Annotated in this window: 12 protein-coding genes; 4 read left to right on the plus strand and 8 right to left on the minus strand. The window is 66.5% G+C overall.

Annotated features, from left to right (window positions below; translation table 11 throughout):
* Positions 1-25: 25 nt before the first annotated feature.
* Both ETR14_RS12050 and ETR14_RS12055 read left to right on the plus strand, forming a co-directional pair.
* A complete protein-coding gene (locus tag ETR14_RS12050) occupies positions 26-1621 on the plus strand; it encodes a PAS domain-containing protein (protein WP_129384822.1) in 1596 nt (531 codons plus the stop codon).
* 211 nt (positions 1622-1832) lie between these two features.
* The gene (locus ETR14_RS12055) at positions 1833-2213 is read left to right on the plus strand and encodes a hypothetical protein (protein WP_129384823.1); all 381 of its coding nucleotides are present in this window, start codon (positions 1833-1835) and stop codon (positions 2211-2213) included.
* A gap of 60 nt (positions 2214-2273) precedes the next feature.
* Here the strand turns inward: ETR14_RS12055 and ETR14_RS12060 are convergent, their stop codons facing one another.
* The 6 genes from ETR14_RS12060 to ETR14_RS12085 form a co-directional block, all read right to left on the minus strand.
* Positions 2274-3968, minus strand: a complete 1695-nt coding sequence (locus ETR14_RS12060; RefSeq protein ID WP_129384824.1) for a glycoside hydrolase family 36 protein — start codon at positions 3966-3968, stop codon at positions 2274-2276.
* Positions 3965-4939: a Gfo/Idh/MocA family protein gene (locus ETR14_RS12065; protein ID WP_129384825.1), complete on the minus strand. Its 975-nt coding sequence runs from the start codon at positions 4937-4939 to the stop codon at positions 3965-3967. The genes ETR14_RS12060 and ETR14_RS12065 overlap by 4 nt, the downstream gene beginning before the upstream one ends.
* Entirely contained in the window at positions 4936-5985 is a 1050-nt protein-coding gene (locus tag ETR14_RS12070; RefSeq protein WP_129384826.1) for a zinc-binding dehydrogenase, read from the minus strand. Before ETR14_RS12070 ends, ETR14_RS12065 begins: the two co-directional genes overlap by 4 nt.
* A complete protein-coding gene (locus tag ETR14_RS12075) occupies positions 5985-7241 on the minus strand; it encodes an MFS transporter (RefSeq protein ID WP_129384827.1) in 1257 nt (418 codons plus the stop codon). Before ETR14_RS12075 ends, ETR14_RS12070 begins: the two co-directional genes overlap by 1 nt.
* Positions 7238-8569, minus strand: coding sequence for a glycerate kinase (locus tag ETR14_RS12080; protein ID WP_206186026.1), 1332 nt, complete (start codon positions 8567-8569; stop codon positions 7238-7240). The genes ETR14_RS12075 and ETR14_RS12080 overlap by 4 nt, the downstream gene beginning before the upstream one ends.
* Before the next feature lie 111 nt (positions 8570-8680).
* Positions 8681-9589, minus strand: coding sequence for a LysR substrate-binding domain-containing protein (locus ETR14_RS12085; RefSeq protein WP_129384828.1), 909 nt, complete (start codon positions 9587-9589; stop codon positions 8681-8683).
* A 153-nt stretch (positions 9590-9742) separates the two neighbouring features.
* Between ETR14_RS12085 and ETR14_RS12090 the strand changes: the two genes are divergently transcribed.
* A complete protein-coding gene (locus ETR14_RS12090) occupies positions 9743-12244 on the plus strand; it encodes a TonB-dependent siderophore receptor (RefSeq protein ID WP_165356416.1) in 2502 nt (833 codons plus the stop codon).
* A gap of 59 nt (positions 12245-12303) precedes the next feature.
* Complete coding sequence (locus tag ETR14_RS12095) at positions 12304-13572, plus strand: trehalase family glycosidase (RefSeq protein ID WP_129384830.1); 1269 nt, start codon at positions 12304-12306, stop codon at positions 13570-13572.
* A 47-nt stretch (positions 13573-13619) separates the two neighbouring features.
* Here ETR14_RS12095 and ETR14_RS12100 read toward each other — a convergent pair whose 3' ends face one another.
* Together ETR14_RS12100 and ETR14_RS12105 are read right to left on the minus strand one after the other, a co-directional pair.
* Complete coding sequence (locus tag ETR14_RS12100; RefSeq protein ID WP_129384831.1) at positions 13620-15449, minus strand: diguanylate cyclase; 1830 nt, start codon at positions 15447-15449, stop codon at positions 13620-13622.
* A gap of 54 nt (positions 15450-15503) precedes the next feature.
* Positions 15504-16064 (minus strand): GAF domain-containing protein, encoded by a 561-nt coding sequence (locus ETR14_RS12105; protein ID WP_129384832.1) that lies wholly within the window; start codon positions 16062-16064, stop codon positions 15504-15506.
* Positions 16065-16256: the final 192 nt, after the last annotated feature.

Raw genomic sequence — 16256 nt, forward strand, 5'->3', positions numbered from 1 at the left:
CGATCGGGCCGCGAATGGGGACCCGATGGCTTCTTCTTATGTGCAGGACACGGCCTTCGAAGACGCCGTGCGCAGCTATGATTGGGCGTCGACCTCGCTTGGTGCGCCCGACAGCTGGACGCCAGTGCTTGCGAGCGCCGTCGATATCGTCTTGCGCACGCCGCATCCGATGTTCGTCTGCTGGGGCGAGGACCTGGCGATCCTGTTCAACCAGGCTTTTGCCGACATCCTGGGGCCGCAGCATCGCGACGCGCTGGGTGTTCCGCTCCGGCAACTCTGGGCGAACGAGTGGCACCGCTTCGGCGCCTATGTCGACGCTGCGCTCGCCGGGCGGAGCACCGAGGCGGAGGACGTACCCTTCCTGACCTGGCGCAGTGCTTACACCCAGTTCGGCTATTTCAGCTTCTCCTACACGCCTCTCCTCGATGGCGGAGGCGTCCGCGGCCTTCTTTGCGTGACGACGGAGACGACGGAGCGGGTGCTGGATCGCAAGCGGGTGCTGCAGGAGCGAGACCGCCTCCATGGCTTCTTCGAGCAGAGTCCCAGCCTGATCGCGATCTCGCTCGGGGCCGAGCATGTCTACGAGTTCGTCAACAAGGCCTATGAGCAGTTCGTCGGACGCACGCGCGACCAATTGCTCGGCCGCAGGCTCGCCGACGTCTATCCGGAGGTGCTCGGCACGCCGGCGCTCCAGAACATGGACGACGTCTTCCGATCCGGATCGCCGGTCAACGTACCGGGAGTCCATGTCAGGGTTCCGCAGAGGCCCGGCCAGCGGGAGCTTGCGCGAACCGTGGACTGGGTCGCACATCCCTATCGGGACGTCGATGGGACGGTGATCGGTGTCTTTCGGCAGGGCCATGACGTCACGGAACAGCGAGAGGCCGAGCACAATGTCCAGCAACTTACGGCCGAGTTGATCCACGTCTCCAGGCTGAGCGCAATGGGAACGATGGCGTCTACGCTCGCCCACGAACTCAACCAGCCGCTTACCGCGATCGCCAACTACGCAGGGGTCGGGCAACGTCTGCTTGCACGCCGCGATTCCCCCGCCGACGATCCCTTGTCTGGGGCGCTTGCGGCGATCAAGAACGAGAGCCTGCGCGCGGGCGATCTCATTCGCCGTCTCCGCCAGATGTGCATGCGCGGGCCGGCGGATGCCGAGGCGGTCGCTGTCGAAACATTGGTCGCCGATGCGCTGCGGCTCGCGCTGCTGAGTTTTCGCGAGCCGCCGATGCTCGACATCACGGTTCCGCCACCCCTCTTTGTGCGGGGAGATCCGATCCAGCTTCAGCAGGTCTTGATCAACCTCATTCGCAATGCCGCAGAAGCGATGGAGGGACGTACCAACCAGCGCCTGGGCATCGAGGCGTCCGAGCAGGGGGCGTTCGCGGAACTCTGCGTGAGCGACACCGGACCTGGTCTCTCGGAGGAAATCGCCGGAAGGCTGTTCGAGCCGTTTTCCTCGACCAAGCCCCACGGCATGGGCGTCGGGCTGTCGATCACGCGCACCATCGTCGAGGCGCATGGCGGGCGCATCCACGCCTCCGCCGCGGCTGACGGCGGGTGTCGGTTCTGCTTCACCTTGCCGCGCGCTGTGGAAGAGCCAGGGGCCCACTGAGTCGGGCGGCGACACCGATTCGCGCCGGCGACTAAGCTTCCGAAGCCGCGCCGGCCACGAGCTGATTTCCGCTGATCGACGTCTCGCGGCGCTTCGTCGCGGAGCCGTTTCAATCCGGCTCCGTAACCGAACGCCACACCGAAAGTCAGAATACAGCTCCGAAGCGGGACTTTAGCCGATGGGGTCTCTTCCACAGGAGACCCGATCTACCATGCTACGCACCATCGCCATTGCCGCCGTCTTTTCCTTCACGCCCCTTGCTGCTGCGCAGGCCCAGGACGTGCCAGCCGGCGGCGCAGGCGCGACCGATCAAACGACGACGACCGGCGCATCCGCGGGCAGCGGCGACGCCGCACCCGCGTCTGCCGATGCCGCGGCGGGCGCCGCGATCGAGGTCGGCGCAACGGTCAAGGACAAGAGCGGCGCGACCATCGGAACGGTTCGGGACGTCACTCCGCAGGGTGTGGTGATCGCAACGGAAAAGGGATTGGTCCAGGCGCAAGCCTCCGGTCTTGCCAAGGTGCCGGGCGGCTATGCCGTCGGCCTCACCAAGGCTGAGATCGAAGCGGCGATCTCCGGCGCCGCCAAATGAGCGCGTTCGCCTGAACGCGGGGGGGCCGCCCGGTTCGCCGGCGCGGCCCTTTTTCTGTGTTCAGCCTACCATCCGCGCATCCGCCCCAAGCCGAAAGCGCTGAAACGCGCCCGGACCGTGCTCCGTCCGAAGTTGCTGATCGATTTGGAGCGTTTCGGATCCCAGTTCCGGAAAATCGCAGCCGATCACCGAAGACCCGAGAAGCGTCGCGAAAAGCGCCTCACGGTCGGGCCGGAGTTCGCCGAGATGGTCGCTGGTCATCGTTACTCCGCCTGCGCCGGCCGCAAACCGGGCGAGCAGATTGATCTGGTCGTCGCTGAGCGCGTGGAAGCGGTCGCGGAGCAGGATGCAATCGGGGTCCGCCTGCCATAGAATGCCATTCGCATGGTTGCGGCTCTGCAGGTCGCGCAGCAGGCTTTCGGCGGAATAGTCGCCATTCCAGGTGACGCCGATGTCACGCCCGATCCGGACGGCGTCGACGAGCCCGACGCCCGCCCAGAGCGGGCAGCCGCAGCCCGACAGGATCACGTCGGGTCCGATCGCCTCCCGGATCAGGAGCATCATCCGTCGCCAGACTGCGATGCGGGAGAGTCCGGGCTCGTGCCAGAGCGCGCGCTCTGGTCCGTATTCCGCACCGTGGAGCAGGAAATCCGCCTTGATATAGCCTGCGCCCCAATCTTCCGCCCAGGTCCGGAACACCCGGGTCATGTAGGCAGCCGCGTCCGGATGTGTGATGTCGAGCACATGATATTCCTCCGAGCGCTTGTGCCAGCGGAACTCCCCATAGAAATGCATCGCCACCAACGGGCTTCCGGTCGTCCTGTCCTGCACCACCCAATCCGGATGTTCGGCGAACAGGCGACTTCGGTTCCCGACCAGGAAGGGCGCAATCCACAGGCCGGGACGGAAGCCCGCCGCGGAGATCTTTGCGAGCAGCGGCTTCATGCCGCCCGGGAATTGCGGCTTGACCGAGAGCCAATCGCCCATCTCTGGCGTGAACCCGTCGTCGATCTGAAAGATATCGAGCCGAACAGCGTTGCGCTCGCGAAACGCCTGCGCGGCAAGCAGGTGCTCGCGGATCACGTCCTCGTCGATCGCCGCATATAGATTGTACCAGGAGCACCAGCCGGTCAGCCGCGCCGGCTTTCGCGGCGGCAGCGGACTGGCGGCAGCGACTCTCCGCGACCAAAGTCGCAACGTCTCCTCGACGGCGTCGCCTTCGAACAGGCAGAGGGTCTCCGCCTGCGTCTCGCCTGTGCGATCGAGCAGAGTCTCGACGTCCATCCGCATCGACTCCGCGTTACCTCCAAAGCGGAAGCGGATTTGGAACCGGTCGTGGCGGTCCGCGCCGAGCAGGACCGCGCCGCCTAGATTGGCTTCCGGGAGCAAGGCGGTCATCGCGAAGCCGAGGGTGGGCGCCTTGGCAGGCGGGCCGTCGCCGGCCGGCGTGCCGGGTTCGACGAACCAGCTGCCATCCCAGCTCTGATAGCCGTTGCGCAGATAGCGGCGGACGCCGGTAATACCCTCGAAGCGCAGGCCGAGCGAGGCCAGGGGACGGCCGACATTCTCGACACGCAGATCGATCCGGGTCGCGCCGTCCTCGGCTTTGACGTCGAGAAGAATGCGGCCGCCGTCGGCAAGGGCCCAGACGATATGGCCTTCCTCTTCGTGCACCGCATCGTGGCGCGGGACGGTTCCGTCGATGAGCGGTTGCGGAGTCGGGAAGCGGACTCCGCGGCGGTCGAGCAGCCTCATGTCAGTCGCAGCTCCCGACCTTCGTCGGCTGCCTGCCGCGCCGCCAGAGCCAGTCTGAGCGTCGCGGCGCCTTCGGCAAGCGGCACCGCCGGTGCGCGGCGATCGCGGATCGCCTCGGCGATATCGGCCAGTTGGGCAACGAAGGGATCCGTCGTGCCGGTAGCGGTCTGCGATGCCGCGCCGCCTGTCGCGGGCGTGAACTCGGCATCGTTCCAGCCGGTGAAGCGGCCGGTCATGCGCTCGGCGATGATCGACCAGCTCTTGTGCCAGACTCCGGGCACCGAGGCGTTGGATGCATTGATCGTTGCGATCCGCCCGTCGTCCCAGCCGAACAGGATCGCCGAGACGTCCTCGATGTCATAGCCCGCCACGGCGCGATGGAAGAGGTTGCCGCGGCGGGCATACACGCTATCCGGATTTCCGACGCAGTGGCGAACGAGGTCGATCAGGTGGATGATCTGCTCAAGCAACTGGCCGCCGGACTTCGCCTCCTCCCGCCACCAATCGGCATGGAGCGCGTTGCAGTGGAAGGCACCGGCGAACACGGCAGGCCGCCCGGTGTCGAGCGCTTTCCAGCGGCGGACCGCGTCACCGAAACGATACATGAACCCGTTCGCGGCGACGATCCCGGAGGCCTGCGCGGCGGCGACCATCCGATTCGCGGTCGCAATGTCGAGCGCTAGCGGCTTTTCGACGAGCAGGTGAACGCCCCGCCTTGCGGCCTGCTCGGCCTCGCCCCGATGGGCGAATGGCGGTAGCGCGACGATCAGCAGATCGGGCGCGACGGCACCGATCATGCGGTCAAGGTCTGTGAACGGGGCGCCGCCATGCGTGTGCGCGAACGCCGCCGCGCGCGCCGGATCGCGGCCGCAGACGCCGACCAGATCAAGGTCCGGCGCGAGCGCCCGCACCGCCGCAGCGTGGCGAGCGGCAATGCCGCCGGGGCCGAGTATGGCGACGCGCAACGTCATGCAACGGCGCCGAAGTCCAGGACGGCCTGGAGCAGGCCCGGCTCACCCGCGTCGAGACGGGCGAAGAGTGCCGGCGCCTCCTCGAAGGCTGCGCGATGGGTGATCAACGGCAGCAGGTTGAGGATTCCGGAATGCTGCAGTTCCACCGCCGTCCGCCACAGCCGCGGCTTCGACCAGCGGTGGGAGGCTTCGGGCGCCACTCCGGAAATTTGCGAGCAGACCAGCTCCACCCGATTGTGGTGGAATTCCTCGCCGAGCCGAAGCCCTGCCACTTCGCCCTGAAAGAATCCCATCGCGACCACCCGCGATGCATAAGCGACCGCGCGGATCGCGTCGGCCAGCGCGGGCGCCGCACCGGAAACCTCGATGCAGACGTCGGCGCCGCGCCCGCCGGTCATCGCCTTGATCCGCTCCGCAGCTCCGCCGCCGGGATCGAGGGTCTCTGCGGCGCCGAGCCGCTGGGCGATCTCCCGGCGCACCGGATCGGGATCGATGCCGATCACCCGGGCGCCGCTTGCGCGGGCCGCCTGGGCGACGATCTGGCCCGGAACGCCCAACCCCCAGAGCGCAACCACGTCGCCGATCCGCAGCCGGGCATCGTGAACCCCGTTCAGTGCGACGGCGCCGATATGTGAGAAGATGCCGATCAGGGGATCGGCACCGTGGGGCATCAGCCGGTCTCGCGCCCAGCCTGCGTCTGCAACATGGTGGCTTCGGTGTCCCCAGGTGCCGTAGATGCGGTCGCCGACCTGTACGCCCTCCGCCTCCGGCCCCACCGCGACGATCTCGCCGACCTCCTCATAGCCGAGGTTGCGCACCGGATAAGGCCAACTTGCCGCTTCCGAAGGAACGAACAGGCGCCGCGCCTCGTCGAACCTCTTGTGCATGAACGGGTTGGTACCGCGATACTGGGACAATTCGGTGCCGGCCGAGATGCCGGAATGGAGGGTGCGGATCAGCACTTCGCCGGGGCCCGGGCGGGCGGGCGCCAAGAGTTCGAAGGCGAGCGCCCGCGGCGCGTCCAGCCGGAGGGCCGAAGGATTCATCAAGCCACCTCGTGCGCATTGGCGAGCGCCGCCCGCCGGATCGCGTTCCGCATCAGCAGGATCAGGACCACCGCAACGACGTAAAGCGCGGCGAGTGACGTCATGCCGGCCGCCATGCCGAAGCGCTCTGCCGCGGTCGCGACTGCGATCGGCGTGATCCCGGCGCCGATGAAGCCGCACAGGGTCATCATGCCGACGGCCGTCGCGCGCGCCTGGGGCGGCACGACGTCGTGCATCGACGCGTAGATGCAGCCGTCGAACAGGCCTTTGCCGATGCTGGTGGCGAGCAGCACGACGCCGACGCCGATCGCGGTGGTGACCCAGGCGAGCGGCAACAGCAGAATGGCGGCGGCCGAAAGGCCGATCGCAAGCGTGTAGAAGCGACCGACCGGCGTTCGCCGGGCAAGGGTGTCGGCGAGCAGCCCGCCCAGCGGCACCGAGAGAAAACCGGCGAGATTGATGGTGGCCGAGCCCCAGAGGGCTGAACTGCCGAGATCGAGCCCGAGCGCGTCGTGAACGTAGGTCGGCGCCCAGAAGGTCAGGCCCGTCGAGGCACCGGTGCCCAGAAAGAAGACCGCGCACAGCATCACCGCCGGCGGTATCCGCAGCACGATCCCGATCGGTTCGCGTCCTTTCCCGGCAACGGCGGCCGTGCGGCGGATCGGCGCATCGCGCAGGAAGCGGACAAGGACGAACGCATGCGCCAGCCCAATCGCGGCGAACAGCACGAACGGCGCGTGCCAGCCGACGCGATCGGCAATCATGCCCGCGAAGAGGGCGCCGAGGCCGGCACCGGCGAACACCGCCGTCTGGTGCAGCGACAGAGCGCGACTGCGCATTTCCGGGCGATGCCAGTCGCCGATGAGCGCCGTCGCGGTCGGATAGTAGCTGGCCTCACCCAGCGCCACGAGGCCGCGGAAGGCGAGCAGCATCACGAATCCGGTGGACAGCGGGGTGAGCCCCGTCGCGATGCTCCAGAAGATGAGGCCGTAGAGGATGACTCGGGAGCGCCGCGCAGAGTCTCCGGCCCGACCGAAAAAGAAGGCGGCGACCGCATAGATCCAGAAAAACACCGATCCGAACAGCGCCAGCTGGGTCGGAGTGAGCCCGAATTCACTGCGCAGCTGGGGCAGGACGGCGGGGAGAATGGATCGGTCCGCGGAGTTGAGGAAGGCCACCATCCACAGCAATGCGACCAGCGCCCAGGGGTAACGAGGATGGACGGGGCGGGGTGCGTCGGCGGCCAGGCTGCTCATGCGTCGGCGCCTCCGGCCGGGTGGATCAGGATCGCGCGAAAATCGTTGACGTTGGTGAGGGTCGGCCCCGTTACTACCAGGTCGCCGAGCGCTTCGAAGAACAGGAAGGCATTGTTTTCGGCAAGGTACGATGCGGGATCGAGCCCTGCCTGGGCGGCGCGCGCGAGGGTGGTCGGAGTCACCACCGCGCCCGCTGCATGCTCGGTGCCGTCGATCCCGTCGGTATCGCAGGCCAGCGCCCAGATGTCGGGTTCCCCGTCGAGGGCGATGGCGAGGCCGAGCAGATATTCGAGGTTGCGTCCGCCCCGTCCCGCCTTGTTGACCACGGTCACGGTCGTCTCGCCGCCGGAGAGCACTGCGCGGCGCGGCCCGCCGGCTCGGGCGAGCCGACGGGACAGCGCGGCATGGCTGGCGCCGAGGTGCCGCGCCTCCGCCTGCAGCTGATCGCCGAGATCGGTGACATGGTAGCCGATCTCGCCCGCGAGCCGCCCGGCGCCGGCAAGCGCGTCGCGCGCTCTGGCGATGACCAGGGTTTCGCAGCCGGCAAGGCCGAGGCTGTCGGCCGAGGGAGTCTCGTTAGCCGGATCCTGCAGCGCGGCGGCGACTTCGGCGGAGGGGCGAATCCCGTAACGCTCGATGATCTCGCGCGCCATTTCGAGGCTGCTGTTGTCGGCGACGGTCGGCCCTGAGGACACGAAGGATGGGTCGTCTCCAGGCACGTCCGAGATGATCCAGGTGGTCACGGCCGCGGCGCCGGCGGCCACCGCAAGGCGCCCGCCCTTGATCGCGGAAAGATGCTTTCGCACCCGGTTGATCTCTTCGATGGTCGCGCCGGACTGGAGCAGCGAACGGGTCATCGCCTGCTTGTCGGCGAGACTGAGGCCGGGGGCCGGTGCCGCCAGCAGGGCCGAGCCGCCGCCGGACAGCAGCACCAGCATGCGGTCCCCCGCTTGGAGGGTTCCCGCAAGTTCCAAGGCACGAACCGCCGCCCGGACGCTATTCTCGTCCGGATAGGGATGACCGGCCTCGATCACCTCGACATTCGGCCAATGCACGTCGCCCGGCGGCAGGTGACCGTGACGGGTGACGACCAGGCCCTTCACCGCGCGATCGCTCATCCGCTCGATCGCGATGCGCATCATGTCGGCGGCGCCTTTGCCCACCGCGATGACGAGCGTGCGGCCATGCGGCGACGCCGGGATTCGCGCGGGCATTGCCACTTCGGCCGACACGGCGCGAACCGCTTCGGCGAACAAAGCCAACAGATCGGCACGCATCCTGTCGTCGGCTTGCGCCGTGTCGGTCACGCCGATGTCTCTGTCGTGCACTGCGGATCGTCCTCCCAGCCGGTCTCGGGTCGGCTCGACCGCAAAGCTGACCTCTAGCTGAGCCCGCCGATAGAGGCTGTGAATGCAACGCTGTGTTCCAGCATCGGCAACTCAGACGAGATCCCAGGACAGGGTGGGGCGAAGATGTTCGACCAGATAGTCGATCAGCGTTCTCACCCGAACCGGCACCCCCTTCGGGTCGGCGAACAGGGCGAAGAACTGCATGTCGGCCGCCTGCCAGCCGGGCAGCACTTCGACCAGCCGGCCGTCGGCGAGATCGCGCTTGCACAGGAAGGCGGGCAGACTCGCAATACCGAGTTCGCTGAGCACGGCTTGGCGTAGCAGCAGCAGATCGTTGCAGAGCAGGCGGGGAAGGAAATCGACGGAGACTTCCAGATCGTCCTTGTGCAACGCCCAACGGTGGCGACGATCGACGGTGCCGCTGGCGAGCAGATCGAAGCGCGGCAACTCGACATGGCTTTGCGGCATTCCCTTGCGTTCGAAATAGCCGGGTGCGCCGAAGATGCCGCAGCCGGTGCTGCCAAGCTTCACCGCGATCAGCCCCGAATCGGGGAAAGGGCCGACTGCGAGGGCGACATCGAACCCGGCCCGCAACAGTCCGATGGCGTCGTCGGACAATACGCTGACCAGACGCACATCAGGGAATTGCTGCAGAAATTCGGCGAGCAATGGCCCGATCAGGCTCTGGCCGAGCACATAGGGGATGGCGATCCGAACCACGCCCTGGGGCGTGCTTCGTCGATCGAGCAGCGCGCGCTCGCCATCCCGCAACACGCCCATCGAGCGCAGGCAATATTCGAAGAAGAGCTGGCCTTCCTGGGTCGGCGTGACTGCCCGCGTCGATCGGTGAAGAAGTTGTACCCCGAGATGCTCCTCGAGCCGGGTCAGCCGCCGGCTCACCGTCGACTTGGGAAGACCGAGATCCTGCCCCGCCCGGGTCAGATTCTCGGTCTCGACCACTTTCGTGAAGACCATCAGATCGCCGAGATCGAGCATCATGAAAGGTTAATGCCTCGTTCCGGATCCGGCAACAGATCGTTGCAGGAAGACAGGCTAGCGACCTGCCGGGCGAACCATCACGCTTGCAGAACGACAGCGGTCAACGCTGCGCAGCCGGAACGTCATCCGGCCTTGCAGGAGGAGGGAACGATCATGAAGAGGCTTCATCACGGGCTCCGCGCCGGCTGGCTGGCGGCGACTGCGCTGACGATGGTTGCGCCCGCGGCTGTGCTTGCGCAGGCCCCGGCGGGCGGCGACGCCGCTGCGGATGCTGCCCCGGCGGCACAGGCGGACGAGATCGCTCCTTCTGCCGCCGACGAGGAGGAAATCATCATCACCGGCACCAGCGTCGGGCGGCCCGCGCTCGACACGCCGCTTGCCGTGACGACGATCGGAGACGAGCGGCTTCAGAAGCTGAGCGTCAGCAGCCAGGCGGACATCCTGAACACGATTCCGACGATCAAGGCCGATGCCGGTGGCGGCGAGGTCGCGTCGAACGTGTTCGTTGCCGGCCTGCCGTCCGGCGGCCAATATCAATTCACCCCGCTCATGTACGACGGAATGCCGATCTTCAGCACCTTCGGCCTGAATTCCTCGGCGTATGACGTCTATGCGCGCAACGATCTCGGCATCCAGCGCCTCGAATTCGTCCGCGGCGGCGTTTCCAACCTTTTCGGCCCCGGATCGGTGGCGGGCCTGATCAACTACATCTCGACGACGGGTGGCCCCGAGCATCACGGCATTGCCCAGCTCGAATGGGCGGAGCGCGGCCGCATGCGCGCCGATTTCGCCGTGAACGGGCCGGCCGGAGGCAATCTCTTTTACGCCTTCTCCGGTTTCGTGCGCACCGACGAGGGGCCGATCCGTACCGGCCTCCCGACCGAGGGTTTCCAGCTTCGCGGCAACCTCAAGTACGAATTCAACAGCGGCCGAGGCTCCTTCACCGTGTTCGGCCAGTATATCGACGATAAAACCCAATTCTACCTGCCGATCCCGCTCGACGGGACGACTCGCAATCGTGTGCGCGGCAATGACGGCAAGATTGTCTACTCGGTCCAGGGGCCCGAAGCCGGCCGCCTCGGCTTCAACACGCCCGACGGGCGCTTCCAAACCGAGATCACCGAAGGTGTGACCACCAAAGGCGGCATGGTCGGCCTTGCCTTCGACAATGATTTCGGAGGCATCGGGATCAATGGCCGCGTCCGCTATGCCGATTACAAGCACAGGTTCGGCCTGTTTTCCGACGGCGACGGAATCATCAACGTGCCCGAATCCTTGCAGGGATTCCTCACCAATCGCGGTCTTGGATCCCTCGCCAATGCGAGCTTCACCTTCGCCGACAATGGCGCGGCGGTGCCGACCGATTATCTGCTGTTCGCCAATCGAACCACCGACCGCAATCGTCCCGCGACGGATTTCAGCGCCGAGCTCAACCTGACGGCAAAGGCGACCACGGGTGCATTCCAGCACAATTTCACCCTCGGCGGCTTCTATGCCAACGCGAGGGCGCGCGACGTCAACGTCACCTCCACTTACCTGGCGGAATTCAACAACCGCCCAAGGCTGATCAACCTATCGGTACGCAATCCGAATACCGGCGCAGTGACCATCGTCTCCGCCGACGGATTGCTCAATGCCGGGGCCGGCTACGTCAACAACCGCCATCAGGCGGAGCGCTATGCGGCCTATGTCGCGGACCAGATCGAAGCCGGGCGATTCTCGTTCGACATCGGTGCCCGGGTCGAGCATTTCGTAGGCGATATCCGCCGCGAGCGCACCGCCACCTTCGTGACCGACAGTGCGACCCCGAACCTCGCCGCCGCACTGCGCGATGTTATCTGGGGCAACGACACCTTCCTCACCGCCAAGGTCGACACGACCGAATGGGCGGTTGCCGCCGGCGCGTTGTATCGCCTCAGCGACAATTTCAGCCTCTACGCCAATGCGTCGCGCGGCTATTTCTTCCCGGAGATCCGCTCGGTCACCTTCAATGCGCTCGGTGAGGCCGCGTCCTACGAGGGCGAGATCATCAAGCAGGCTTCGGCGGGCCTCAAGTTCGACGGCGGCCGTTTCGCCGGAACCCTCGCCGGCTTCTACACCAAGCTCGACAATCGGCGGCAGGTGCTGTTCGTCAACGATGGTGCCGGCGGGCTGACCGAGCGGGTCAATCTGGTCGGGACCGAGAGCTATGGGCTGGAGGCGACGGCGCTCATAAGGCTGTTCAGGAACCTCCGGATCGAGGGCAACCTCACGCTGCAGGACCACAAATATACGGATTTCGACACCACGCCGGCGAACGTCGGCAACGAGCTCGAGCGTCAGCCCAACATTCTCTACAATGCCGGCCTGTTCTACGACGATGATCGCTTCGATTTCTCGGTGTTCACCAACTATACGGGCGACAATTTCACCGCTGCGAACAATGCCATCGAGCTCGACGGCTTCAACGTGGTCAATCTGGATGCGGGCGTGAAGTTCCCGGTGCGGGGTGTCGCGATTCGCGCGGCGATCAACGTCTTCAACCTGCTCGAAAGCGACGCCACCACCGAAGGATCTCCGCGGCAGGATTCCTCGCAATCGGCCGGCGGCGCATTCTTCGTCGGTCGGCCGGTGCTGCCGCGCCGGATCACCGCGCGGCTCAGCATCGCCTTCTAGGTTCCTCCCCTGGCGGGGCGGCACAGCCCGTCCCGCCATTTTCTCGTACCGAGGCAGGTTTGACCCAGGATTTCAACACGGCGCGCGCGATCCTCGAAGCCAATGATCGCGGCGGCTACACGGTGCCGAACGGACGAGTCTATCCATTCCAGTGGAACTGGGATTCGGCTTTCGTCGCGCTCGGCTTCGATACCTTCGATCGGGATCGCGCCTGGATCGAGATAGAGTCTCTGTTTCGCGCGCAATGGCCCGGCGGCTTCGTGCCCCACATCGTCTTCTGGCAGGAGGATGAAGGCTACTTTCCCGGGCCGGGCGTGTGGGACAGCGGGCGGACACCGCCAACGTCCGGGATCACCCAGCCCCCTGTGGCGGCGACGATCGTTCGCAAGTTGTGGGAGAGTGCGCTCGCCGCGGGCCAGGCCGACGCCTATCAGGCGCGCGCCGAAGCCTTGTTCGACGGTCTGCTCGCCTGGCACCGCTGGTTCGCGGACCATCGTGATCCCGGCGGCCACGGAGTCGTCGTGGCGATGCATCCGTGGGAGACCGGGCGAGACAATTCGCCGGAATGGGATGCGCCGGGCGAATCGATCGATGTCTCCAACGTCGGCGACTATGTTCGGCGCGACACAGGCCATCTCGACGCCAAGATGCGTCCCACCAAGCTCGAATATGATCGCTACCTTGCCCTCGTCCAGTTCGGGCGGGCTGCGGGGTGGGACCATCCGGCGATCGCGCGCAGCAATCCATTCCAGGTCGCCGACGTCGGCATGTCGATGATCCTGCTGCGTGCCAACCGCGATCTGCTCGCGCTGGCGCAGGCGCTCGGGCGCGACGGCGACGAGATCGCAGCATGGATCGCGCGCGCCGAGGCTGGGATCCACTACCTCTGGGATGGCGAACGCCGCACGTGGTGCTCCCGGGATCTGCGCACCGGCCGTTCCTCCGGCTACGTCACCAGCGCCTCGTTCCTGAGCTTCTACGCCGGGCTTCGCGATCCCCAGTCCGATGAGGCGATGCTCGCCCATTTCGATCGTATTGCGGGTCGCGTGCGCTACATGGTGCCGAGCCTCGATCCCGATGACCCCGGCTTTCAGATGATCCGTTACTGGCGTGGCCCGGTCTGGGCGGTGGTCAACTGGATGATCGGCCACGGCCTGGCGGAGGCGGGCCATCGGGCGCGTGCCGAACGAGTGCGCTCCGACACCCTCGCCCTAATCCGCGACACTGGCTTCTACGAGGCGTTCAGCCCGCTCGACGGCTCCGGCAGTGGCGGCGACGACTTCTCCTGGACCGCCGCCATCGCCCTGGCATGGCAGACGCCAGGCTGATCCTTCCTTCCCAGGCTGCGGCCGCCCGATCAGCCCCCAGCAGGAAATCAGGCGGCGAGTTGCTGCGCGATGACGGATCGGTTCCGCCCGGCGCGCTTGGCCCGGTACAAGGCTTCATCCGCGGTCTGGAGCAGGGCCTCGCCGTCCTGACCCATCTGCTTCTGCCAGCTGGCGAGGCCGAACGACATCGACACCGCGCCCAGCGTTTGCTGGGCGTGGCGAAGCTGGAGATGGCCGATGGCAAGCCGCAGCCGTTCGATCCGCGGAGTCAGCACCTCCGGCGACGCGCCCGGGGCGATGATCGTGAACTCTTCGCCGCCGTATCGGCAGACGACGTCGCCATCGCGGAAGTGCTGGCGCATCTCTTCGGCAACGGCCTGGAGGACGTGATCGCCCGCATCGTGCCCGTGCTCGTCGTTGAACCGCTTGAAATGATCGACGTCGCACATGACGACGGTCAGAGCGCTGTCGGCACGGGTTGCACGGGCGATCTCGACCGCGAGCGTCTCCTCGAGATAGCGGCGATTGAACAAGTTGGTCAGTGGATCGCGGATCGTCTGCTCGCGCAGATCGCGTTGGAGCCGGTAGTTGACCAGGGCCGACGCGATATTCTCGGCCAGCGCGTCCAGCCGGAAGCGGCTCTCGGGACTGATTGCACCGCGGAGATGGATCGATCCGATCACTTCGCCCCCGGCGAGCAAGGGCTCGCAATGGTAGGCGACCTCTTCGCCGCGCACGTGCGCGCAGACGATGTCGGCGCCTCCGCCACTGAGGGTATGGCCCTGGCCGAGGCGCAACGCCCAGCATTCGTGGGGCGCGAAGCTCGACGGCAGCGAATCGCCGTCGCCCCAGCGGGCGATGCGGACCAGCTGATTGCGCGAATTGTTGTGGGCATAGACTCCACCGGAGAGCTCGGGCAGCACTGCCGGTACGAAGCAGCCGATCACGTCCGCGAATTCATCGTCCGTCCGGGCTGCCTGCATGCGATGCGCCATCGCGCTGAGGGAGGCGATTACCTCGCTGCGGGCGTGGAGGGCTTCGCTTCGTGCCTGCAACTGACCGTTGATCGTCTGCAATTCGTCGTCGCTATGACGTTGGCGCTCCATCGCCTGCTCGAGCCGTTCGGCCATGGCGTTGTAACCGCCCGCCAGCGCACTGAACTCCCGCGATCCCATTGCCGAAACGTCGATCCGCGTCGCGGTCGCTCCTGCACCAAGATCGTGCATCGCGGCGAGCATGCGGCCCGTGGGACGACGGACACCACGCGCGACGATCAGGATCATCAGCAGGACGACACCGGCCACCACGCCGCCGCCAAGCAGGACGAGGTGCTTGTTCCAGGACAGCAGGTTCGCAGCTTCCTGCATGCGGCTGGCGAGCAGCGCCTGTTCCGCTTCGAGCATCTCTTCGCGGCGACGGTCGACCTCGGTCATCAACAGGCGGGATTCGTGCGCGCGGCGGCGCATTTCCTCGGCCGCAAGCGCCGTCTGGTTCGCGCTCAGCCCGCCTCGAAGATAGGCAATGCGCTCGAGCATCGCCCGGCGGAGCCCGCGGGCGCGGATATTCTGCTCCGGGTTGTCGCGGGTGAGCCGGACGAGCGCATCCAGGTCCCGCTCGGCACGCTCCAAGCTCGCATCGAGACCGTCGACGAAGCTCCGATCCCGGGAAAGGATCATGCCGCGCAGGTCCGATTCGGCTTTGCGCACCCGGTCCACAGGTTCGGCGATATGCCGTAGCACGTCCTGGGTGTGCGCGACCCAGACGATGCTCTGCTCGGTACGCGACCCTGCCCGGGTGAGCAGGGCACCGACAGCCGCGAGGGTGAGGACGATCGACACCCCCAGAACGGCTATGCGTACTCCCAGTGATTTCGGCACGAACAATCCTTCGCAAGCAAAGCCGCGGGCAACGCGGGCGAACCTATTGATCTATTATAGCGCGCCCGCGCCGCTTGAGGCGGGGGTGCGGGCCGCATCGCCGCCGCCGGCCCTCAGATCCAGTTCCAGGAAGGCCGTGGCGACCTCGGCGAGCCGAAGCAGGTGCGCCGCCTGTGCTTCGCTCGGGGCGGGCCGCGGTGCGATATCGATCACGCAAAGGGCACCGATCGCCGCGCCTTCGAGGATGAGGGGCGCTCCGGCATAGAAGCGAATGTGCGGGGCTCCGGTAACCAGCGGATTCCCGGCGAAGCGCTCGTCCTCAAGCGCGTCCGCGACGCTGAACAGGGTGCCGCGTCGTTCGATCGTGTAACCGCAAAAAGCCTGGCAGCGCGGCGTCGTTTCGACCGGAAGACCGACGCAGGCGGCGAGCCATTGGCGCGGACCGTCGAGAATGGTGACGGCGGCGATCGGTACGGACAGGAGCCGCGCCGCTTCCTCGACGAGCAGGCGCAGCCGTCCGCGATCGAGGTCGGTGTCGAGGAGAGCGTTCACGATCCGCTGCCGGGCATGTTCGTCGTCCGGGAAGGGAGCCGGGGCGTAGAAGGATCGGCGCATGAGAGGAGGGCTCTGAATGGAGGCTGCGAGAAAGGTCTCGCCTCAGAATCGCCGATCTTGGCTAAGGATGGGTTAACCGCCGGATCGCGCATCGTCGTTCAAGGCGTTGCCGCGGCACGTTTATCCTGTGGGTAATACCGTATCGGCAATGACTCGTTAACCATTATCGTCTATCAGGGTGTTGGGACCGAT

It is taken from the genome of Sphingosinicella sp. BN140058, assembly GCF_004135585.1.
In the GTDB taxonomy this organism is placed as follows: Bacteria; Pseudomonadota; Alphaproteobacteria; order Sphingomonadales; family Sphingomonadaceae; genus Allosphingosinicella.

Excerpts from the sequence above, each read along its gene's own strand:
- ETR14_RS12085 (WP_129384828.1), bottom strand. The coding sequence starts at position 9,589 with ATGATGCTCGATCTCGGCGATCTGATGGTCTTCACGAAAGTGGTCGAG.
- ETR14_RS12070 (WP_129384826.1), bottom strand. The coding sequence starts at position 5,985 with ATGAATCCTTCGGCCCTCCGGCTGGACGCGCCGCGGGCGCTCGCCTTC.
- ETR14_RS12060 (WP_129384824.1), bottom strand. The coding sequence starts at position 3,968 with ATGAGGCTGCTCGACCGCCGCGGAGTCCGCTTCCCGACTCCGCAACCG.
- ETR14_RS12075 (WP_129384827.1), bottom strand. The coding sequence starts at position 7,241 with ATGAGCAGCCTGGCCGCCGACGCACCCCGCCCCGTCCATCCTCGTTAC.
- ETR14_RS12055 (WP_129384823.1), top strand. The coding sequence starts at position 1,833 with ATGCTACGCACCATCGCCATTGCCGCCGTCTTTTCCTTCACGCCCCTT.
- ETR14_RS12065 (WP_129384825.1), bottom strand. The coding sequence starts at position 4,939 with ATGACGTTGCGCGTCGCCATACTCGGCCCCGGCGGCATTGCCGCTCGC.
- ETR14_RS12090 (WP_165356416.1), top strand. The coding sequence starts at position 9,743 with ATGAAGAGGCTTCATCACGGGCTCCGCGCCGGCTGGCTGGCGGCGACT.
- ETR14_RS12105 (WP_129384832.1), bottom strand. The coding sequence starts at position 16,064 with ATGCGCCGATCCTTCTACGCCCCGGCTCCCTTCCCGGACGACGAACAT.
- ETR14_RS12050 (WP_129384822.1), top strand. The coding sequence starts at position 26 with ATGGCTTCTTCTTATGTGCAGGACACGGCCTTCGAAGACGCCGTGCGC.